Consider the following 19,263-nt stretch of genomic DNA (forward strand, 5'->3'; position numbering starts at 1 on the left):
TGAAAATGGCGGTGGATCGCTCCACCGCCATTCGATCGAAAACACTCCGATTCAAGCCGCGCGCTTGCGTCGGCGGTCAGGTGTGATCGCTTCTTCGGTCAGCCGTTCGATTGCTTCGGCAAGGCCGAGCGATTCCTGGTCGCGCGAACCGAGGCGGCGGATGTTGACCGTCTGCTCCTCCGCCTCGCGTTTGCCACAGACCAGAATGACGGGCACCTTGGCCAGGCTGTGCTCGCGGACCTTGTAGTTGATCTTCTCGTTGCGCAGGTCGGCTTCCGCCAGCAGGCCGGCGGCCTTCAGTTTCGCCACCACCTCGGTCGCATAGCTGTCGGCGTCTGACGTGATCGTCGCCACCACCACTTGCAGCGGCGCGAACCATAGCGGGAAATGGCCGGAATAATTCTCGATCAGGATGCCGAGAAAACGCTCCATCGAACCGCATATGGCGCGGTGCACCATGACCGGCTGCTTCTTCTCCGAATCCGAGCCGATGTAGAAGGCGCCGAAGCGTTCCGGCAGGTTGAAGTCGACCTGCGTCGTGCCGCATTGCCATTCGCGGCCGATGGCATCCTTCAGCACATATTCGAACTTCGGCCCGTAGAAGGCGCCCTCGCCCGGATTGATCGAGGTCTTGATGCGGTTGCCGGACCTTGTCCGGATCGTCTCCAGCACGCCGCCCATGATCGCCTCGGCATGATCCCAGGCCTCGTCCGTGCCGACGCGCTTTTCGGGCCGTGTCGACAGTTTGACGCTGATTTCGTCGAAACCGAAATCGGCATAGGTCGACAAGATCAGGTCATTGATGCGCAGGCACTCGGAAGCCAGCTGCTCCTCGGTGCAGAAGATATGCGCATCGTCTTGCGTGAAGCCGCGCACGCGCATCAGCCCGTGCAGCGCGCCCGACGGCTCGTAGCGATGCACATTGCCGAACTCCGCCAGCTTTACGGGCAGGTCACGATAGGATTTCAGCCCGTGCTTGAAAATCTGCACGTGGCCCGGGCAGTTCATCGGCTTCAGCGCGAAGATGCGGTCATCGTCGGTTTCATCGCCGGCGACTGTCACCTTGAACATGGCGTCGCGGTACCAGCCCCAGTGGCCCGACGTCTCCCAAAGGCTCTTGTCGAGCACCTGCGGGGCGTTGACCTCCTGGTAGCCCTGCTCGTCGAGCCGGCGCCGCATGTAGTTGACCAGGTTCTGGAACATCTTCCAGCCCTTGGCGTGCCAGAAGACCACGCCCGGCCCCTCTTCCTGGAAATGGAAAAGGTCCATTTCGCGGCCGAGCTTGCGGTGATCGCGCTTCTCGGCCTCCTCCAGCATCGTCTGGTAGGCTTCGAGCTGCGCCTGGTCGGCCCAGGCCGTGCCGTAGATGCGCGTCAGCATCGGGTTGTTCGAGTCGCCGCGCCAATAGGCGCCAGCCACCTTCATCAGCTTGAAGGCGTTGCCGATCTGGCCGGTCGAGGCCATGTGAGGACCGCGGCAGAGATCGAACCAGTCGCCCTGCGCATAGATCTTGAGATCCTGGTCCTCGGGAATGGCATCGATCAGTTCGAGCTTGTAGCGCTCGCCCTTGTCGGCGAAGACTTGTCTCGCCTTGTCGCGCGACCAGACCTCCTTGGTGAACGGCTTGTTGCGCGCGATGATCTCGCGCATCTTCTTCTCGATCACCGGGAAATCGTCCGGGGTGAACGGCTCGTTGCGGGCAAAGTCGTAATAGAATCCGTTCTCGATCACCGGCCCGATGGTGACCTGCGTTCCCGGCCATATCTCCTGAACGGCTTCCGCCAGCACATGCGCGGTGTCATGGCGGATCAGTTCCAGCGCGCGCGGATCTTCGCGGGTGATGATCTCGACCTTGCCGGATTTGCCGAGCGGGTCCGAGAGATCGCGCACGGTGCCATCGATTGCATAGGCCACGGCCTTCTTGGCAAGCGACTTGGAGATCGATTCGGCCAGGCCGGCACCGGTCATCGCGGCATCGTAGTCACGCACGGAGCCATCGGGAAATGTCAGGGAAACGGAATTCAGCATGTGTATCTCCTATCCAGTCCCGCAAACGAGCGCGGGTGGTAAATGCAGATCATCAGCGGTTCGGGGCTGCGACCTGCCAGGGTGCCGGATGCGTCCGGCGGCGGCAGTCTTTTATGAGCAGATGCCGCCGCCGTAAAGCCCGGCTCACTTAATCAGCCGTGGCAGGTCCTTCAGGAACGCGGCCCGTGTCGCCAGCCCCTTCGGCATATCGGTGCGCTTCGTATCGACGACGAGCCGGGCGAACACGATCTGGCGGCCGTCTTTCCCAGCCCAGCCGACAAACCATCCGAGCGAGCGCTTGCCCTTGCCGCCCGCGCCGAGCCTCGTCGTGCCGGTCTTGCCCTGAACGGCCCAGTCGCCAGCCTTGAAGTTCGGCATGATGGCGCGTGTCATGTCATGCGCCCTGGCCGACACCGGCATTGTGCCGGCGAGCAGTTGCCGCAGGAAGGCAACCTGTTCGACTGGCGTGATCTTAAGCGAGGAGTTGACCCAGGAATGGGTGAGCCCGTCATCCTTGCCAGGATTGCCGGTAACGTCACCATTGCCATAGTTGAACTTCGATACGTAGCCGGCAAATTTCTGAGTTCCGAGCCTGCGGGTGATTTCGCGTGAGAACCAGATGATGGAATCACGTTCCCAGATCGTCGGATCGACGGTTTTCTGGTCGCGTTTCACCGCGTTGATCTCGGGCTTGTAGTCCCATGCCGGGGTATGTTCATCGCCAAGGATGCCTGCGTCGTAACCGATCAGCGAAAGCGGCACCTTGAACGTGGAGGCTGGGCTGAAGCGCTGGTCGCATGTACCGTCCTGGTAAAGCGTCTTGCCGGTTACAGCATCGGCGATCAGCGTGCATTGCACATCCGCGAGCGGCTCGGACTGCGCGCGCATCGGAAATCCCAGCAGCCAGGCGAGCAGGAACAGGACACCAGCCATGATAAAGGGAAGACGATCGACATTGCGCATTTTCTGCTCGCTCCAGAAGGGGGTTCGCGAGCGGGCTTAGCGAGGTCTCTTGTCTCGATTTTGTCTCAAATGCGCAGTTGTTGTGCAGGCTTGCGTTAACCCTACCGGAGCGTAAACAGCGCGGCGTGACCAGCCACTTAGTCCTGCGCTTCGCCGCGCTTGCGGCCGATCCGCCAGTACCGCCATGGCATGAACCAGACGTAGTGGGATGGAAGCGCCTGCGGCACGAGATCAACGCCGTGCGTGCCGAACGGACCGCAGCGCAGCACGCGGAACAACCCCATCCAGCCGCCGGCCCAAAGGCCATGGCGGGCGATCGCCTCATGCGCGTATTCCGAACAGGTCGGCAGATGACGGCAGGAATTGCCGACAAAGCCGGACAGCGTCAATTGGTAAAGCCGCACGAGCGAGGTGCCGAACAAGCGCCCAGGCGTCTTGCGCCAGGGGCCGGGCCAGTTGCGGCCGCGCCTCGACGCTCCGGCAGTATGCGCATGCCTGTGCTGGTCGCCCACTGCGATCTCCGCGTTTTCCAGCTGATAGATGTGCGCTTGCACTGGAGAACGCAATCCCGATCGCCGTGCGGTCACGGGCGGGAACGGCGAAATGGCCGCCGGTCGGCTGGCGGCGCCCACTGGCCAGGATGAGACCACTGTTCGTGATGCCTTGTAGCGCGTCTTTCGTCGCGCCATTGGAACGTAGCGATCCGTATGACGTCGCCAAGGATCTCCAGCAACTGAATCATGGCGGCATCTCCTTTGACGAGATTAGACTGCCGCTGGCGCTCCCCTTCAAACGAGTATAATTTCTATTTCGGATAATCCTGGGTTATGCGAAATGAAGCGTGGACGCTTGCCCCTTACGGCGTTGAGGAGCTTCGAGGCGGCGGGGCGGCATTTGAGCTTCAGCAAGGCCGCCGAGGAGCTTTTCGTCTCCCAGGCGGCGATCAGCCGGCAGATCCGCGAACTCGAAACCTTCCTGTGCCAACCGCTTTTCGACCGGCACCATCGCCGCGTCGAACTGACGGACGCAGGCCGTCGGCTGCTTGCTCAACTGGTCAGAAGTTTCGACGATATCGACAAACTGCTCTCGGAACTGGTCGCGGTCCCCGCGCAGGCCGTGGTTCGTGTCAGCGTCGAGCCGTCGATTGCAGCCGTCTGGCTGGTGCCCCGGCTCAACCGGTTTCGCCAGTTGCGGCCCGATATCGACGTCTCCCTCGAAGTGGACCCAAGGCTGATCGAGTTCCGCAGCGACCAGCCCGAACTTGCCTTACGTTTCAGCTCGAACGCGACGTCATGGCCCCGCAGCGAAGCCGAGCGGCTGGCCTCGACAGTTGATTCACCAGTTCTGTCGCCGGCGCTGCTTTCATCGGGCCCAGCCCTCGAGAAGCCGGCCGATCTTGCTCGCTTCACGCTTTTGCACGAGGAAAATCGCCAGGGTTGGGCGCGCTGGTTCGAAGCGGCGGGCGTACCTGCCAACGCCATGCCCACGCGCGGGCCGATGCTTGCGGACGCCTCACTCTCCAAGCAGGCCGCGCTGCTCGGCCACGGCGTGGCGCTGGGCGATCTCCTGCAGATGGGAGAAGAATTGGAGACCGGGGCACTGGTCAAACCGTTCGACATCGATGTCGCATCCGGGGCCTATTGGCTGGTGGCCAGGAGTTTGCACGGTCTCTCGGAACCGGCAGCGGCCTTCGCCAACTGGCTAAGAAGCGAATTCATCGAAAGCAGGCGAGCGCTGAAAGCTCCGGCCTGAGCCGTGCGCTGGCCGAATCCGGCTACGTTAGCTTCTTGTATTTTCCGAAAAGCTTATCGAGGTCGTTGATATCCATGGACGGACCTCCCGCCGCCGGGTCGACTGCCGGATTGGATGTGAGGACGATGTCGCGTCACAAATCATACCGGGCGCCCCGGTATGCCAGGTTCGGGAAACGGCGCGCAACGCGTGATCGCCCGAATGGCGGCTTCGGCAACCAGGCTATGGCATGTGAACGACCGCTCTGGCGGGACCCGCTCGTCGTAAGGTCGAAGCCCACTTCAGGCCGCTTCGCCGGCGCGCTTCTTCTCGATCTGGCCGATGGCGTCGACCACGGCGTCGAAGGTCAGCATGGTCGACGCATGGCGCGCCTTGTAGTCGCGCACCGGCTCCAGATAGCCGAGGTCGGCGAAGCGGCCTTCCGGCGGCGCGCCGTTCTCCTTCAGCATCTTCAGCATGGTCTGGCGCACCGCGCGCAATTCCTCGGCACTGGCGCCGACTACATGTTGCGCCATGATCGAGGACGATGCCTGGCCGAGCGCGCAGGCCTTCACGTCGTGGGCGAAGTCGGTGACCACACCGTCCTCCATCTTGAGGTCGACGGTAACGGTCGACCCGCACAGCTTGGAATGCGCCTTCGCGGTCGCGTCGGGATGATCGAGCCGGCCGATGCGGGCGATATTTCCGGCAAAACCGAGAATTTTCGCGTTGTAGACGTCGTTGATCATTATTTTCCAATCCGTCGCCGCCAAGCGAACAGCGATTGCCGTTGCTGCGTCTTTCATTCGCTCGGCACGACCATATATAATGCTGGCAGTCCGGTATCGACAAGGCGGCGAACGCCACTGTCCTTGCCGGGAAGTTCACGCCGCTTACGGGGCTGGAAACGGGGCGAGTTTCCGACACCGAAAGGTCGTGGTCCGTTCAACTCGTTCCTCCTCTGAGAGGAACTACGGGAGACGCCTTTTATGGATGCCGTCATCAAGAAACTCATGCCCCAGTCCGCCTACATGGAAAAGCCGGTCACCGACCGCCCGAGCGAGGCCGAAGTCGAGGCCGCCGTGCGCACCTTGCTGCGCTGGACCGGCGACAATCCGGATCGCGAGGGTTTGATCGACACGCCCAAGCGCGTGGCCAAGGCCTATCGCGAGATGTTCGGCGGCTACGACATGTGCCCTGCCGAGGAGCTTGGCCGTACTTTCGAGGAGGTCGCCGGCTACGATGACCTGGTCATCGTCAAGGACATCCAGTTCCATTCGCATTGCGAACATCACATGGTGCCGATCATCGGCAAGGCGCATGTCGGCTATCTGCCCGACGGCAAGGTCGTCGGCCTGTCCAAGATCGCGCGCGTCGTCGATATCTTTGCCCATCGGCTGCAGACGCAGGAAGCCCTGACCGCCCAGATTGCCGGCGTAATCCAGGACGTCCTCAACCCGCGCGGCGTCGCCGTCATGATCGAGGCCGAGCACATGTGCATGGCCATGCGCGGCATCCGCAAGCAAGGTTCCACCACGCTGACCTCCACCTTCACAGGCGTCTTCAAGGATACGCCTGAAGAGCAGGTTCGCTTTGTCACCATGGTGCGCGGCGGCAGGGCGTAAGCCCCTTGCCGACGTCGCGGTCAACAGGAAGATAGACCGGCAATGTCGGCACTGGAATTTCCGGAAGCTCCCTCGGACAAGAAGGCCCTGGAGGAAGGCGCGGTGTTTTCGCCGCGCTTCGATCCCGCCGGTCTTGTCACCGTCGTCGTGACCGATGCCGCCGACGGCATGCTGCTGATGGTCGCTCACATGAACGCACAGGCGCTGGCTCTGACGCTTGAAACAGGCATTGCCCACTACTGGTCGCGCTCGCGCAACACGCTCTGGAAGAAGGGCGAAACCTCGGGCAATTTCCAACATGTCGTCGAGATGCTCACGGATTGTGACCAGGATGCGGTGTGGCTTCGCGTGAAAGTGTTGGGCCACGACGCAACCTGTCACACCGGCCGGCGTTCATGCTTTTATCGGACGGTGGGGCTGATCGACGGCAAGGGGACGCTTGCCGACGACGGCAGCAGGCCGCTGTTCGATGCGGAAAACACGTATCGAAAGCCATCAATTTGAACCTTCTGCCTGACACCGACCACATAGATTCATCATTTCGATACAGCCCATCCGTATACTAGCCTGGGACAAGGGAGATCATGATGCTCGAATGGGCGTCATTGCGTAACAGACCAGATGTCAGGGAGGCCAATGGCCTGTCCTCGGCAGGCGGCGCGTCCGAAACAACCTCCCCCAAGAAAACAGGCATTTCGCTCGCGCTCGGTGGCGGTTGCGCCAGAGGCTGGGCTCATATCGGCGTACTGCGCGCGCTCGATGAAGCCGGCATCGAAGTCTCGATGATCGCCGGCACTTCGATCGGCGCCCTGGTCGGAGGCTGTTACCTCGCCGGCAAACTGGATGAGCTGGAAGAGTTCGCCCGCAGCCTCACCAGACGACGCATCTTCGGCCTGCTCGATCTCAACCTGCGCGGCAGCGGCCTCTTCGGCGGCATGAAGCTGGACGCGCGCCTGCGCGAGCACGTGGCCGGCATCCGCTTCGACGATCTGCCCAAGCCATTTGTCTGCGTTGCATCGGAAATCCGTACCGGCCACGAGATCTGGCTGTCGAGCGGTTCGCTGATCACCGCCATGCGCGCGTCCTACGCGCTGCCTGGCGTGTTCGAGCCTGTCGATTGCAACGGCCGCGTGCTGGTCGACGGAGCGCTGGTCAACCCGGTGCCCGTTTCGGTCTGCCGCGCCTACGAGCAGCCGCTCGTCGTGGCGGTCAACCTCCACTACGACCTGTTCGGCCGCGCCGCCGTGATCAAGCACAGCGCCGGCGAGCTGGTTATCGAAAAGGATGCGCCAAGGCCCGGCCAGGTCGACGCTCAACACCAATCGCACCAGACGCGTCTGGGCATCACCGGCGTGATGGTCGAAGCCTTCAACATCATCCAGGACCGTATTTCGCGGGCGAGACTTGCCGGTGATCCGCCCGACATGTCGCTGCAACCCAAGCTCAGCCATATCGGTCTCACCGAATTTCACCGGGCCGATGAGGCGATCCAGCTCGGCTACCAAGCGACGATGGCGCAGATCGGCGAACTGACGCGGCTGCAGACGGTTCTCGCCTAGACCGTTTCCTGTATTTGGCCTCAGGACAAACTGATTGCAAAACGCAATTGGTTATGATGATCTGCGTCGATCGAGGCGGAGGTGCCGATGGCCAGGATTGTCTATTCCATGCTGACGTCGTTGGACGGCTATATCGCCCGATCGAACGATGACATCGGCTTGCCGGTGCCCGAGGCGGAACTGCACCAGCATTTCAACGACCTGATGAGACAGGCCTCCGCCGTGCTCGCCGGACGGCGCATGTACGGAACCATGCGCTTCTGGGACAGCCCTGAACGCGAGACCGGCGCCACCCAGGTCGAGCGGGATTTTGCCCATGCATGGCGCGAAACGCCGAAGATCGTCTTCTCGACCACGCTTCGGCAAGTCGGGCTCAATACCCGGCTGGTGGATGGCGATGCGCAGGATGCGGTACGATCTCTCAAGGCGCGGACCGACGGCCTCGTCATCCTTGGCGGCGCCGATCTTGCCGCCTCTCTGGCACGAGCCGGCCTCATCGACGAATACCGGCTCTACATGCATCCCGTGGTGCTGGGTGGCGGCAAACCGTATTTTCAATCCGGCCTGTCGCTGGCGCTGACCCCGGTCGGCACCCAAAGTCTCCCCCAGGGCGTGACGCTGTTGCGTTATGCGCCGGCCGGCTGAATTGCCCGGGTTTCCGGCACGCGCCTACGCCCGCGCGGCATCGATGATGCGAAACTGCACCGTACGGTTGCCGTTCCAGTAATTGCCCGACAGCGAGCCGGCGACATGCACCGTCTTGCCGCGGTTCTTGAACAGGAACTCGCCGAGCACTGTATCGACGGCGCGAAAGGCGATCGCCTGGATGCGGCCGCCGCTCTCCGACTGTAAATCGGCGCGAATGTGGCTGGTGCCGACCGGCCTGATATCGGCCAGCCGATGGCGTGGCAGCGCGAAAACCGGCGCGACATGCCCGGCCCCGAAGGGGCCCGCCTTTTCCAGGGCATCGAGCAGGCCGAGCGTCGCGCCTTCGGCGGCAAGCGCGCCGTCTATCGCCAGGCTTTCCTCATCCTGCAATCTGAAAACGTCGGCGGCCGCCCGCTCCTCGAAGAAGGCCCTGAGCTCACCCAGTCTTGCCCGCTCGACGGTGATGCCGGCAGCCATGCCATGGCCGCCGCCCTTGACGATGAGCCCGGCATTGGCAGCTTCGCGCACCAGCCGGCCAAGGTCGAAACCCGACACGGAACGACCGGAGCCCGTGCCGGTGCCGTTGGCGTTGAAAGCGATAGCGAATGCCGGCCGCCGTGCGTGATCCTTCAGCCGTGAGGCAAGCAGGCCCACGATGCCGGGGTGCCAACTGTTGCTGGCGGTGACGACGATCGCAGGGCCGCTGCCGCCGGCGAGTTCGGCATCGGCCTCGGCGCGCGCGGCGGCGAGCATCTCCTGCTCCATCAGCTGCCGCTCCTGGTTCAGCCGGTCGAGCGTCTCGGCGATGGTCTGCGCCTCGACCGGATCGTCCGTTGCAAGCAGCCGGCTGCCGAGTGCTGCATCGCCGATGCGCCCGCCCGCATTGATGCGCGGACCGATCAGGTAGGCGAGATGGAAGGTGCTGATCGGCTCGCCAACGCGTGACACCCTTGCCAGCGCGGCCATTCCTTCATTCTTCTGCTGTCGCGCCACCTGCAAACCCTTGACGACGAAGGCGCGATTGACGCCCGTGAGCGGCACCACGTCGCAGACGGTGGCAAGCGCCACGAGATCGAGCAGGAAAAGCAGGTCGGGCGGCGTGACATCGCTCAGGCCACGCAGCACCTTTGCAGTGTGTACCAAGGCGAGGAACACGACACCCGCGGCACAGAGATGGCCCTGTCCGGAAAGGTCGTCGTCGCGGTTTGGATTGACGACGGCAATTGCCGCGGGCAAGACGCCGCCGACCTGGTGGTGGTCGAGCACCACGACATCGGCGCCGGCGGCATTGGCCGCGTCGATCGAAACGGCGCTGTTGGTGCCGCAATCGACTGTGACGATCAGCGTCGCGCCGCGAGATACCAGTTCGCGCATGGCATCGGGATTGGGACCGTAGCCCTCGAAAATACGATCCGGGATATAGATTTCCGACGGCACCGAGAAATGCGTGAGAAACCGCTTCAGCAAGGCCGACGAGGCCGCGCCATCGACGTCGTAATCGCCGAAGATCGCAATTTTCTCCCGCGCCATGACGGCGGCGGCGATGCGGATGGCGGCCTTGTCCATGTCGGTCAGCGAGGCCGGGTTCGGCAACAGGTCGCGGATCGTCGGGTCCAGAAACCGCTCCGTCTCCTCGACGGCCACGCCGCGTCCGGCAAGAACGCGCGCGACGATGTCGGGCACGCCATGACCCTGTGCGATGGCAAGCGCGATCATGTCCTGCCGTTCGGTCAGCCGGTGCTCCCAGGAGAGACCGGTTGCCGACTGCCTGACATCGAGGAAAAGGCGCCTTTCGCCCATCATGCGCTTTGCCAACTCATGGTTGGCGGCAGGATAAGCCAAAGGCCGCCAAAGCCAAGTTCGCGGTGACGCGCCGTGCGGGAGAAGTTCAAGAAATTACGCTTTCCGCCTTTCAGCTTGGCGCCGAAGCCATTCGTCTGCCGCATCTCCCATCGTCTTCTCCGCACCGTCCTTGAGCCAGGCCATAAACGGTCGGTCGAACCTGAAAGCATTACCGCATTCACGGGTGAAAAAGCGGCGCACGTTCTGGGTGTTGCGGTAGGATTTCGTGATGGCGGTGGCGCGCGAGATCGTATCCGCGTGCCAGTCGAACGGCTTCATCGTCAAATCCCTGCGGCCAGCATCATCCGATGCAGCCACAGGGCTAACGGCTGCGATGCACGTTCGCAAGCACTAAGGCCGACAACAGGATGGAACCTAGAACTTATCCAGATCCTGGTGCCTGGCCTTGATCTCGCGCACGGTCCGCGATGACGATCGCAGCACGATCGTGTGGGTGGTGATGTATGTGCGGCCAAACTTGACGCCGGCCAGCATATTGCCATCGGTGACACCGGTGGCCGCGAACAGCACGTCGCCGCGCGCCATGTCTTCCGCTTGATAGATCCGCTTCGGATTGGAAATGCCCATCTTTGCGGCACGTGCGACCTTTTCCGGCGTATCGATGATCAGTCTGCCTTGCATCTGGCCGCCGGTGCAGCGCAACGCCGCGGCGGCCAGCACACCTTCCGGCGCGCCGCCGGTGCCGAGATAGATATCGATGCCGGTTTCTTCCGCGTCCGTGGTGTGGATGACGCCGGCGACGTCGCCGTCGCCGATCAGCCGGATCGCGGCGCCCGTGGCCCGCACGGCATCAATCAGCTTGGCGTGGCGCGGACGGTCGAGAATGCAGGCCGTGATGTCGGCCACAGCAACGCCCTTCGCTCGCGCGAGGCTGGCGACGTTTTCGGCCGGCGAGGCGTCGATATCGATGACCCCTTCTGGATAACCCGGACCGACCGCGATCTTGTCCATGTAGACGTCGGGCGCGAACAGCAGGCTGCCCTTCTCGGCGATCGCGATCACGGCGAGCGCGTTCGGCAGGTTCTTGGCGCAGATCGTCGTGCCTTCGAGCGGATCAAGCGCGATATCGACCGCAGGCCCTTTGCCGGTCCCGACCTCCTCGCCGATATAGAGCATCGGCGCCTCGTCCCGCTCGCCCTCGCCGATCACCACCGTGCCCTTGATGGCGAGGCGGTTGAGCTCCTCGCGCATGGCATCGACGGCGACCTGGTCGGCAGCCTTTTCGTCGCCGCGGCCGCGCAACCTGGCGGCCGCGACCGCGGCCCGTTCGGTGACGCGCACCAGTTCCATGGTGAGTATCCGGTCAAGGCCGGCGACGATGTTCTGGGCCACATTCATTCGGCAAATCCTCGTTTGATGCCGCCTCCCGCCAGAGGCGTGCTTGTTTTGTCAAACGACCATGACAACGGCAAGACCTGCCGGGTGGTTAATCGAAAGCTTAGCAATAACAATCGATTGAACCGAATCTTCGAAAACAATGCCGGCCCGGTTTGAGATGAACCGGGCCGGCACCGAACAGAAATTGCCGTGCTTCGCGGCCCTAGAAAACCGCGAGGTATTTGAGCAGCGAAATAATGCCGATGATGATGACGATGACCTGCACGATCTGCCTCATCCTGGCATCAAGCGGCAGCCGCTGCACCAGGTAGAGAACGAGAATGATAACGAGAAATGTAATCAGGATGCCGATCAGCACGGACAAACCCATGGTGCCCTCCTTGAATGATTGCCTGAAACGGAGAAACGAGACGGCAAGGCCGGCTCGGCACAAGCACGATCAGTACCAGCGACGCGACGTGTCGTTCATCGACTGGCCGACGGCAATCCCGGCCAGAAAGCCGAGTAGGCCGATCACGCCAAGCACGGCTGTGGTCGCGCCCGGATTTTCACGCGCGACTTCCGAAACGGATTGAGCCCGGCTGCGCAACTGCCGCGCTGTCCGCGAGGCGCGGGAAGCGGCTGTATCGTAGAAATCCGATGCTTGCTCACTGGCATCATCGAGCATCTCCGCGCTGCGCTGCGAAATGCTCTTGTTGATCTTGGTGATCTCCTTGCGCAGGTCGGCGATCTGCTTTTCCAGTGTCTTCTGGATGTCGCCGATGTCAGGGGCGTCGGATTTGTTGGTATCGGCCATGAAGCGGCTCCCTTGGTTGCTGACCAAGAGAACGGTACCGACGCCAATTCGTTCCGGCCGGCAGTGGGATGCCCTCACCCAACCAAGACACGCCGCCGGGGGTTTTGCCCACGGCAACGAGGCTGCCTGCTACCCTGCCCGCTCGATGCGGATGACCTGTGGCTTGTCGGTCAGATGGCCGTCCTTGGTGATGCCGTCGACAGCTTTGCGCACGGCGGCCTCGGTGGTCTCGTGGGTGACGAGAATTACCGTCTTCTGCGCCGCCGCCTCGCCGCTGACCGCATGCTGGACGATCGATTCCAGCGAAATATCGTTGTCGGCCATGCGCTTGGCGATCGCCGCGAACACGCCGATTCGGTCATGTACGGTCAGCCGGATGAAGTAGCCGCCGGCATGGCTGCGCATCTGCGCCTTCTTATACGGTCTCAGTTCCTTCGCCGGACGGCCGAAGACGGGACCATGCTGGAAGCCGGGCCGGCTCTTGGCGATGTCGGCGATATCGCCGATGACCGCCGAGGCGGTGGCATTGCCGCCGGCGCCGGGGCCCGAGAGCAGCAACTCGCCCAGAATATCGGTCTCGATCGCCACTGCGTTGGTGACACCATGAACCTGAGCGATGACCGAAGCAGTCGGCACCATGGTCGGATGCACACGCTGCTCGATGCCGCTTTCGGTGCGCTGGGCGACGCCGAGCAGCTTGATCCGGTAGCCGAGATCGCCGGCGGCACGGATGTCGGCCTGGGTAATGTTGGAAATGCCTTCCATGTAGATGTCGTTGGCGGCGATCTTGGTGCCGAAGGCAAGGCTAGTCAGGATCGACAGCTTGTGCGCGGTGTCATGGCCCTCGATGTCGAAGGTTGGGTCGGCTTCGGCATAGCCCAGCCGCTGCGCGTCCTTCAGCACGACGTCGAAGGAGACGCCCTCGGCCTCCATGCGGGTCAGGATATAGTTGCAGGTCCCGTTGAGGATGCCGAAGACGCGGGTGACGGAATTGCCGGCCATCGCCTCGCGCATCGTCTTGATGACCGGGATGCCACCTGCCACCGCGGCCTCGTAGTTGAGCAGCACGCCCTTCTTCTCGGCGATTTCAGCAAGCGCCACGCCATGCTTGGCAAGCAGTGCCTTGTTGGCGGTGACGACATGGCGGCCGGCTTCGAGCGCGGCCTTCACCGAGGCGCGCGCCGGCCCCTCATCGCCGCCGACCAGCTCGACGAACACGTCGATCTCGGCGGTCTGCGCCATTTTGACCGGATCGTCGAACCAATTCGCGGAGCTCAAATCGATGCCGCGGTCGCGTTTCCGGTCGCGCGCCGAAATCGCCGACACGATAATGTCGCGCCCGCATTGGCGGGTCAGTTCCGCCGCCTTGTCGCGCAACACGCGCGCCACCGATGCACCGACCGTGCCAAGTCCGGCAATTCCAACACGCAGTGCTTCAGCCATGGAAGGCGACGCCCCTCAAATCAGATCGAATTTGTATTACCGGTGGGCGGACAGCGGCACCACATTGTTGGGCTGCTTGGCGCTGGCCGAGAGGAAGCGCTTGATGTTGCGCGCCGCCTGGCGGATCCGGTGTTCGTTCTCGACCAGCGCTACGCGCACGAAATCGTCGCCATGCTCGCCGAAGCCGACACCGGGCGCCACCGCCACATCGGCGTGCTCGATGAGCAGCTTGGAGAATTCGAGCGAGCCCAGATGACGGAACGGCTCCGGGATCGGCGCCCAGGCGAACATCGAGGCCGCGGGGGCCGGTATGGTCCATCCCGCGCGGCCGAACGCTTCGACCATCACGTCGCGGCGTTTGTGATAGATGTCACGCACCTCGGCGATATCGGCGCCGTCGCCATTGAGCGCGTGCGCCGCCGCCACCTGGATCGGCGTGAAGGCACCGTAATCGAGATAGGATTTGACCCGTGTCAGCGCCGAGATCAGCCGTTCGTTTCCGACGGCGAAGCCCATGCGCCAGCCGGGCATTGAGAAGGTCTTCGACATTGAGGTGAACTCGACGCAGACGTCGATGGCGCCCGGCACCTGCAGCACGGAAGGCGGCGGATTGCCGTCGAAGTAGATTTCGGAATAGGCAAGGTCGGACAGGATAATGATGTCGTTCTTCTTTGCGAAGGCCACAACGTCCTTGTAGAAATCGAGCGAGGCGACCAGCGCCGTCGGGTTCGATGGATAGTTGAGGATCAGGGCCAGCGGCTTCGGGATCGAATGGCGGACGCCGCGCTCGAGCGCCGGAATGAAGCCGTCATCGGGCTCGACTTGCAGCGAGCGGATGACTCCGCCCGACATGATGAAGCCGAAGGCATGGATCGGATAGGTCGGGTTGGGGCACAGGATCACGTCACCGGGCGCGGTGATCGCCTGCGCCATGTTGGCGAAGCCTTCCTTCGAGCCTAGCGTGGCCACCACCTGGGTGTCGGGGTTGAGCTTCACGCCGAAGCGGCGGGCATAGTAGTTTGCCTGGGCGCGGCGCAAACCGGGAATGCCGCGCGACGAGGAATAGCGGTGCGTGCGCGGATCGCGCACGACCTCGCACAATTTGTCGACGATGGCCTTGGGCGTCGGCAGGTCCGGATTGCCCATGCCGAGGTCGACGATGTCGGCGCCCCGCGAACGGGCGCTCGCCTTGAGCCGGTTGACCTGCTCGAACACGTAAGGCGGAAGCCGGCGGACCTTGTGAAATTCTTCCATGGCAGTTCCAGACAGCGAGGGAGCGTTGGGCGCGCGCTATATACTCATTTGCAGGTAGGGTCGAGGGCGGGGTCGCATTTGCCTTCGATCTGCTTCAGGGTCTGCGGACCATGCTTCTTGGCGAGATCGGTCAGCGCCGCCTGGTTGGTGACGGCCGCGCCACCGCCCTTGGCGCCTTGCCTGTTCGCATCGGCCTTCAACTGGGCGAGCTTGGCATTCTTCTCGGCCTCGGTGAATTGTTTAGCCGCCACCTGCGGCGGAATGTTCAGGTTCGGAAAGGTGCCGGTGTCCTTCGGGCCCGCGTCGGTGGCCATCGGCACCGGACCGCCGGTATTCGTGCTTGAGCATCCGGCAACGGCCAGGAGCGTGAGGGCCGCGCTGATGCGGCAAAAGTGGCCGGCACAGAAAAAAACAGTCTCGCCAAACTTAATCGTCATATTGTTTCCTTGACAGCCGGGGTAGAGCGAGATTGGACCCTGTCGGATGTCCCATGTTAATATGTCAAGAAAACGCTTCCGGAGGAACCCCGCGAACCATGTCCAAAACACCCGATTCGGGCAAAGCGGAAGATGGCGGACCTTCGACGGTCGAGCAATATCTGGTGAAAGACCCGGAACGCTTCGCGCTGAACATGGCTCGGATGATCGAGCAGGCTGGGAAGGCGGCTTCCGCATGGGCCGAACCGCGCGAAAAAGGTGAGGTGCGCGACCAAGTCGCCGAGCCTGTCGTCGACATGGTCAAGACCTTCTCCAAGCTCAGCGAATACTGGCTCGCCGATCCGCAGCGGGCGCTTGAAGCGCAGACGCGGCTGTTCGCCGGCTACATGACGGTTTGGGCGAATGCCATCCAGCGCGTCAGCCCCAATGCCGAGCGCGCCGACGATGCCGTCAAGCCGGAGCGCGGCGACAAGCGGTTCCAGGACCCGGAATGGGGCCGCAACGCCTTCTTCGACTTCTTGAAACAGGCCTATCTCGTCACCTCGCGCTGGGCGTCCGAACTGGTCGACCATGCCGAAGGCCTGGACGAGCATACCCGCCACAAGGCGAGTTTCTACGTCAAGCAGGTATCCAACGCCATCTCGCCGTCCAATTTCATCCTGACCAATCCCGAACTGTTTCGCGAAACCGTCGCCTCCAACGGCGAAAACCTGGTGCGCGGAATGAAGATGCTGGCCGAGGACATCGCCGCCGGCAACGGCGACCTCAAACTGCGTCAGGCCGACTATTCACCCTTCGAGATCGGCAGGAACATCGCCACCACGCCCGGCAAGGTGGTCGGTCGCAGCGATGTCGCCGAGATCATCCAATATGATCCGGCGACCGAGACGGTGCTGAAGCGCCCGCTGCTGATTTGCCCGCCTTGGATCAATAAGTTCTACATACTCGACCTCAACCCGCAGAAATCCTTCATCCGCTGGGCGATCGAGCAAGGCCATACCGTTTTCGTCATCTCCTGGATCAATCCGGACGAACGCCACGGCGCGAAGAACTGGGAAGCCTATATCAGGGAAGGCCTGCAATACGGCCTCGACACGATCGAGAAGGCCACCGGCGAGCGCGACGTCAATGCCATAGGCTACTGCGTCGGCGGCACGCTGCTGGCGGCGGCTTTGGCGCTGATGGCTGGGGAAGGCGACGACCGCATCAAGTCGGCGACCTTCTTCACCACGCAGGTCGACTTCACCCATGCCGGCGATCTGAAAGTGTTCGTCGACGAGGAACAGGTCGCGGCGGTGGAAAAGTCGATGAACGAAAAGGGCTATCTCGACGGCACAAAGATGGCGACCGCCTTCAACATGCTGCGATCGGGCGACCTGATTTGGCCCTATGTTGTCAACAACTACATGCGCGGCAAGGACCCCCTGCCCTTCGACCTGCTCTACTGGAACGCCGATTCGACCCGCATGGCGGCGGCCAACCACTCCTTCTACCTGCGCAACTGCTATCTCGAGAACAACCTCTCGCGCGGCACGATGGAACTGGCGGGCCACACGGTCTCGCTCGGCGATGTCACCATTCCGGTCTACAATCTCGCCTCCCGGGAAGATCACATCGCGCCGGCTCTGTCCGTCTTCATTGGCTCGAAATATTTCGGCGGCCCGGTCGAGTACGTGATGGCGGGATCGGGGCATATCGCGGGCGTCGTCAATCCGCCCGCATCCAACAAATATCAGTACTGGACCGGCGGTCCGCCGAAGGGCGACTTCGACCAGTGGATAGCCTCCGCCACCGACCATCCGGGATCCTGGTGGCCGCACTGGCAAGGCTGGATAGAGACCAAGGACAACATCCGTGTGCCTGCCCGCAAACCCGGCAAGCATATGAAAACCTTGGGCGATGCTCCCGGTACCTATGTCAAGGTCCGTGTGTAACGGACTGTAATGTCTGGTGAGTTGACGCCCCCGCAAAAGCGGGCGAAATGGTGTCGTCAACCATCAAGCAGCCGCAATTCGGCAATCGCTGCAAAAATACCTAAAGGCTTGCTGATTTGACACAGGTCTCGTTTCCGGATCGGAGACAAAGGTCACCATGACGCGGACATACCAGTCGGCGCCACGGAAATACCGATCGGACATCGAGGGGGAATTTGACTTTGAAATCAGCAGGATGGAGCCTCGCAAAGGGAGAACGCCGCGCCATTGTGGCAGCGCTCTGCTCCATGCTTCTGGCCTCCTGCACATCGGCTGGTGACCCGACACTGTCGGTTGGAATGCCCGGCTACAATGCTTCCGCATCGGACCTTCACGCCGCCTCCGCGGGCAAGCCTCTCGCCGCCGATTCGTCGTCACAGGTGGCGACAGAGCAGACGACCGTGATGAGCGAAAGCGATACGGCACTTCCCGAAACGGTTGCTTACGTACCGATGGCCAAGCCGGGGCCCACTTTCCCGCTCACCATACCGGCCGGCGCGGAGACGATCGCGGGACAGACGCCGCAGTCCTTGCAGCAGCCAGTAGAGACGGCGCAGCGGACCGACGCGGTCGCCCAGAAGATCGCCGCCGCCGGTGCCGCCGCGACGGCGCCAACCGCGGCACCGGTGATGAACAACCCGGTGTACGTGACCGCCGGCGAGGCACCGCAAGCTGACACGCCCAAGAAAAAAGGCTTCCTGGCCTCCATGTTTGGCGCCACCCCGGCTTCGGCGACACCTGCTCCGCTGGTCAACACTCGATCGGGCGAACAGCCCGCCGTGCAGCCCAAGCCCGCTGCTGCCGCGGCAAAACCGATCATCACTTTGGCCTCTGCTGATTCCACGCAGAAGCCACTGCAACTGGCTTCACTCGGCGGCGATACCGGTCACATCACCGGCAGCGACGCCTTGCCCGGCGTGCGCCAGACAGCCCTGTTCGAGATAAAGCGCAAATCCGGCCTCGACGATGAAAGCGACGTCGACCTCAACGAGGACGAAGGCTCCGGCGGCTCATATCAGGTTGCGTCCGCCGCCGGCATGGCTCGGCTCGCGCCCAACGGGCTTCTGAAGCAGAATGAGAGCGTCGACGTCGCCTGCCTGAAGCCGTCCCTTGTACGCGTGCTGAAGACGATCGAAGGCCATTATGGCCGCAAGATGATGGTGACCTCGGGCTATCGCGATCCGGCCCGCAATCGTCGCGCCAATGGCGCCAAGAACTCGCTGCACATGTATTGCGCCGCCGCCGACATCCAGGTGCCCGGCGTCTCCAAATGGGAGCTTGCGAGCTACATCAGGACCATGCCCGGCCGCGGCGGCGTCGGCACCTACTGCCACACCGAATCGGTTCACGTCGACGTCGGCCCCGAGCGCGACTGGAACTGGCGCTGCCGCCGGCGCAGCGGCGGTGACGACGGCTAGCAGCGATTTGGCGGGCTGGAGGCTGTCGGCGGAGTCGCCGACTTCGTCATCCGCTGGCAGAGCAGGAGCGAAGCTCCGTCGCGAACACCCGAGGATGCCGGAGCTGACGTCACCGCAAATCGCAAGCTCTTCCGCCCTCGCGAAAACGCCGATTTGGCAGGCTGGAAAAAAGTTGTCCAAGGCGGCA

At 62.7% G+C, this 19,263-nt stretch carries 19 protein-coding genes; 7 read left to right on the top strand and 12 right to left on the bottom strand.

Annotation, left to right across the window (positions count from 1 at the left end):
* Nucleotides 1-51: 51 nt before the first annotated feature.
* From thrS to yidD, 3 genes are all read right to left on the bottom strand, one after another.
* On the bottom strand, nucleotides 52-2,028 hold the full coding sequence (thrS, locus tag AC3CB8_RS21270) for a threonine--tRNA ligase (RefSeq protein ID WP_023791490.1): 1,977 nt from the start codon (nucleotides 2,026-2,028) through the stop codon (nucleotides 52-54).
* Nucleotides 2,029-2,172: 144 nt separating this feature from the next.
* Entirely contained in the window at nucleotides 2,173-2,991 is an 819-nt protein-coding gene (gene blaOXA, locus AC3CB8_RS21275; protein ID WP_352566145.1) for a class D beta-lactamase, read from the bottom strand.
* 137 nt (nucleotides 2,992-3,128) lie between these two features.
* Nucleotides 3,129-3,503 carry a membrane protein insertion efficiency factor YidD gene (gene yidD / locus AC3CB8_RS21280; RefSeq protein ID WP_352566207.1) on the bottom strand — a complete coding sequence of 125 codons (375 nt, stop codon included), beginning with the start codon at nucleotides 3,501-3,503 and terminating at the stop codon, nucleotides 3,129-3,131.
* A gap of 322 nt (nucleotides 3,504-3,825) precedes the next feature.
* Here yidD and AC3CB8_RS21285 point away from each other — a divergent pair, with 322 nt between their 5' ends.
* On the top strand, nucleotides 3,826-4,743 hold the full coding sequence (locus tag AC3CB8_RS21285; RefSeq protein ID WP_352566147.1) for a LysR substrate-binding domain-containing protein: 918 nt from the start codon (nucleotides 3,826-3,828) through the stop codon (nucleotides 4,741-4,743).
* 281 nt (nucleotides 4,744-5,024) lie between these two features.
* Here the strand turns inward: AC3CB8_RS21285 and AC3CB8_RS21290 are convergent, their stop codons facing one another.
* Nucleotides 5,025-5,471, bottom strand: coding sequence for an iron-sulfur cluster assembly scaffold protein (locus AC3CB8_RS21290; protein ID WP_023770011.1), 447 nt, complete (start codon nucleotides 5,469-5,471; stop codon nucleotides 5,025-5,027).
* Nucleotides 5,472-5,711: 240 nt separating this feature from the next.
* Between AC3CB8_RS21290 and folE the strand changes: the two genes are divergently transcribed.
* From folE to AC3CB8_RS21310, 4 genes are all read left to right on the top strand, one after another.
* Entirely contained in the window at nucleotides 5,712-6,347 is a 636-nt protein-coding gene (folE, locus tag AC3CB8_RS21295; protein ID WP_023770010.1) for a GTP cyclohydrolase I FolE, read from the top strand.
* A gap of 42 nt (nucleotides 6,348-6,389) precedes the next feature.
* Complete coding sequence (gene hisI, locus AC3CB8_RS21300; RefSeq protein WP_023770009.1) at nucleotides 6,390-6,851, top strand: phosphoribosyl-AMP cyclohydrolase; 462 nt, start codon at nucleotides 6,390-6,392, stop codon at nucleotides 6,849-6,851.
* An 80-nt stretch (nucleotides 6,852-6,931) separates the two neighbouring features.
* The gene (locus tag AC3CB8_RS21305) at nucleotides 6,932-7,906 is read left to right on the top strand and encodes a patatin family protein (protein ID WP_411908811.1); all 975 of its coding nucleotides are present in this window, start codon (nucleotides 6,932-6,934) and stop codon (nucleotides 7,904-7,906) included.
* Nucleotides 7,907-7,993: 87 nt separating this feature from the next.
* Entirely contained in the window at nucleotides 7,994-8,551 is a 558-nt protein-coding gene (locus AC3CB8_RS21310) for a dihydrofolate reductase family protein (protein WP_352566149.1), read from the top strand.
* A gap of 24 nt (nucleotides 8,552-8,575) precedes the next feature.
* On the opposite strand, the gene recJ is transcribed toward AC3CB8_RS21310, so the two are convergent.
* From recJ to AC3CB8_RS21350, 8 genes are all read right to left on the bottom strand, one after another.
* Nucleotides 8,576-10,357 carry a single-stranded-DNA-specific exonuclease RecJ gene (gene recJ / locus AC3CB8_RS21315; RefSeq protein ID WP_352566151.1) on the bottom strand — a complete coding sequence of 594 codons (1,782 nt, stop codon included), beginning with the start codon at nucleotides 10,355-10,357 and terminating at the stop codon, nucleotides 8,576-8,578.
* 93 nt (nucleotides 10,358-10,450) lie between these two features.
* Nucleotides 10,451-10,675 carry a DUF6434 domain-containing protein gene (locus AC3CB8_RS21320; protein ID WP_352566153.1) on the bottom strand — a complete coding sequence of 75 codons (225 nt, stop codon included), beginning with the start codon at nucleotides 10,673-10,675 and terminating at the stop codon, nucleotides 10,451-10,453.
* A 96-nt stretch (nucleotides 10,676-10,771) separates the two neighbouring features.
* Nucleotides 10,772-11,755: a class II fructose-bisphosphatase gene (gene glpX, locus AC3CB8_RS21325; RefSeq protein WP_352566155.1), complete on the bottom strand. Its 984-nt coding sequence runs from the start codon at nucleotides 11,753-11,755 to the stop codon at nucleotides 10,772-10,774.
* Between the two features lie 202 nt (nucleotides 11,756-11,957).
* The gene (locus AC3CB8_RS21330) at nucleotides 11,958-12,125 is read right to left on the bottom strand and encodes a Thivi_2564 family membrane protein (protein ID WP_023770004.1); all 168 of its coding nucleotides are present in this window, start codon (nucleotides 12,123-12,125) and stop codon (nucleotides 11,958-11,960) included.
* A 69-nt stretch (nucleotides 12,126-12,194) separates the two neighbouring features.
* Nucleotides 12,195-12,551, bottom strand: a complete 357-nt coding sequence (locus tag AC3CB8_RS21335; protein ID WP_023770003.1) for a hypothetical protein — start codon at nucleotides 12,549-12,551, stop codon at nucleotides 12,195-12,197.
* 129 nt (nucleotides 12,552-12,680) lie between these two features.
* On the bottom strand, nucleotides 12,681-13,994 hold the full coding sequence (locus AC3CB8_RS21340) for a homoserine dehydrogenase (RefSeq protein ID WP_023791516.1): 1,314 nt from the start codon (nucleotides 13,992-13,994) through the stop codon (nucleotides 12,681-12,683).
* 36 nt (nucleotides 13,995-14,030) lie between these two features.
* Nucleotides 14,031-15,248 (bottom strand): LL-diaminopimelate aminotransferase, encoded by a 1,218-nt coding sequence (locus AC3CB8_RS21345; RefSeq protein ID WP_023770001.1) that lies wholly within the window; start codon nucleotides 15,246-15,248, stop codon nucleotides 14,031-14,033.
* A 44-nt stretch (nucleotides 15,249-15,292) separates the two neighbouring features.
* Entirely contained in the window at nucleotides 15,293-15,685 is a 393-nt protein-coding gene (locus AC3CB8_RS21350; protein WP_023770000.1) for a hypothetical protein, read from the bottom strand.
* A gap of 98 nt (nucleotides 15,686-15,783) precedes the next feature.
* Here AC3CB8_RS21350 and phaC point away from each other — a divergent pair, with 98 nt between their 5' ends.
* Together phaC and AC3CB8_RS21360 are read left to right on the top strand one after the other, a co-directional pair.
* On the top strand, nucleotides 15,784-17,619 hold the full coding sequence (phaC, locus tag AC3CB8_RS21355; RefSeq protein WP_352566158.1) for a class I poly(R)-hydroxyalkanoic acid synthase: 1,836 nt from the start codon (nucleotides 15,784-15,786) through the stop codon (nucleotides 17,617-17,619).
* Nucleotides 17,620-17,834: 215 nt separating this feature from the next.
* Nucleotides 17,835-19,076, top strand: a complete 1,242-nt coding sequence (locus tag AC3CB8_RS21360) for a YcbK family protein (RefSeq protein ID WP_023783205.1) — start codon at nucleotides 17,835-17,837, stop codon at nucleotides 19,074-19,076.
* Nucleotides 19,077-19,263 lie beyond the last annotated feature (187 nt).

The sequence above is a fragment of the Mesorhizobium sp. P160927 genome (assembly GCF_057766385.1).

Excerpts from the sequence above, each read along its gene's own strand:
- thrS (WP_023791490.1), bottom strand. The coding sequence starts at position 2,028 with ATGCTGAATTCCGTTTCCCTGACATTTCCCGATGGCTCCGTGCGTGAC.
- blaOXA (WP_352566145.1), bottom strand. The coding sequence starts at position 2,991 with ATGCGCAATGTCGATCGTCTTCCCTTTATCATGGCTGGTGTCCTGTTC.
- AC3CB8_RS21285 (WP_352566147.1), top strand. The coding sequence starts at position 3,826 with ATGAAGCGTGGACGCTTGCCCCTTACGGCGTTGAGGAGCTTCGAGGCG.
- AC3CB8_RS21290 (WP_023770011.1), bottom strand. The coding sequence starts at position 5,471 with ATGATCAACGACGTCTACAACGCGAAAATTCTCGGTTTTGCCGGAAAT.
- folE (WP_023770010.1), top strand. The coding sequence starts at position 5,712 with ATGGATGCCGTCATCAAGAAACTCATGCCCCAGTCCGCCTACATGGAA.
- hisI (WP_023770009.1), top strand. The coding sequence starts at position 6,390 with ATGTCGGCACTGGAATTTCCGGAAGCTCCCTCGGACAAGAAGGCCCTG.
- AC3CB8_RS21305 (WP_411908811.1), top strand. The coding sequence starts at position 6,932 with ATGATGCTCGAATGGGCGTCATTGCGTAACAGACCAGATGTCAGGGAG.
- AC3CB8_RS21310 (WP_352566149.1), top strand. The coding sequence starts at position 7,994 with ATGGCCAGGATTGTCTATTCCATGCTGACGTCGTTGGACGGCTATATC.
- recJ (WP_352566151.1), bottom strand. The coding sequence starts at position 10,357 with ATGATGGGCGAAAGGCGCCTTTTCCTCGATGTCAGGCAGTCGGCAACC.
- AC3CB8_RS21320 (WP_352566153.1), bottom strand. The coding sequence starts at position 10,675 with ATGAAGCCGTTCGACTGGCACGCGGATACGATCTCGCGCGCCACCGCC.
- glpX (WP_352566155.1), bottom strand. The coding sequence starts at position 11,755 with ATGAATGTGGCCCAGAACATCGTCGCCGGCCTTGACCGGATACTCACC.
- AC3CB8_RS21330 (WP_023770004.1), bottom strand. The coding sequence starts at position 12,125 with ATGGGTTTGTCCGTGCTGATCGGCATCCTGATTACATTTCTCGTTATC.
- AC3CB8_RS21335 (WP_023770003.1), bottom strand. The coding sequence starts at position 12,551 with ATGGCCGATACCAACAAATCCGACGCCCCTGACATCGGCGACATCCAG.
- AC3CB8_RS21340 (WP_023791516.1), bottom strand. The coding sequence starts at position 13,994 with ATGGCTGAAGCACTGCGTGTTGGAATTGCCGGACTTGGCACGGTCGGT.
- AC3CB8_RS21345 (WP_023770001.1), bottom strand. The coding sequence starts at position 15,248 with ATGGAAGAATTTCACAAGGTCCGCCGGCTTCCGCCTTACGTGTTCGAG.
- AC3CB8_RS21350 (WP_023770000.1), bottom strand. The coding sequence starts at position 15,685 with ATGACGATTAAGTTTGGCGAGACTGTTTTTTTCTGTGCCGGCCACTTT.
- phaC (WP_352566158.1), top strand. The coding sequence starts at position 15,784 with ATGTCCAAAACACCCGATTCGGGCAAAGCGGAAGATGGCGGACCTTCG.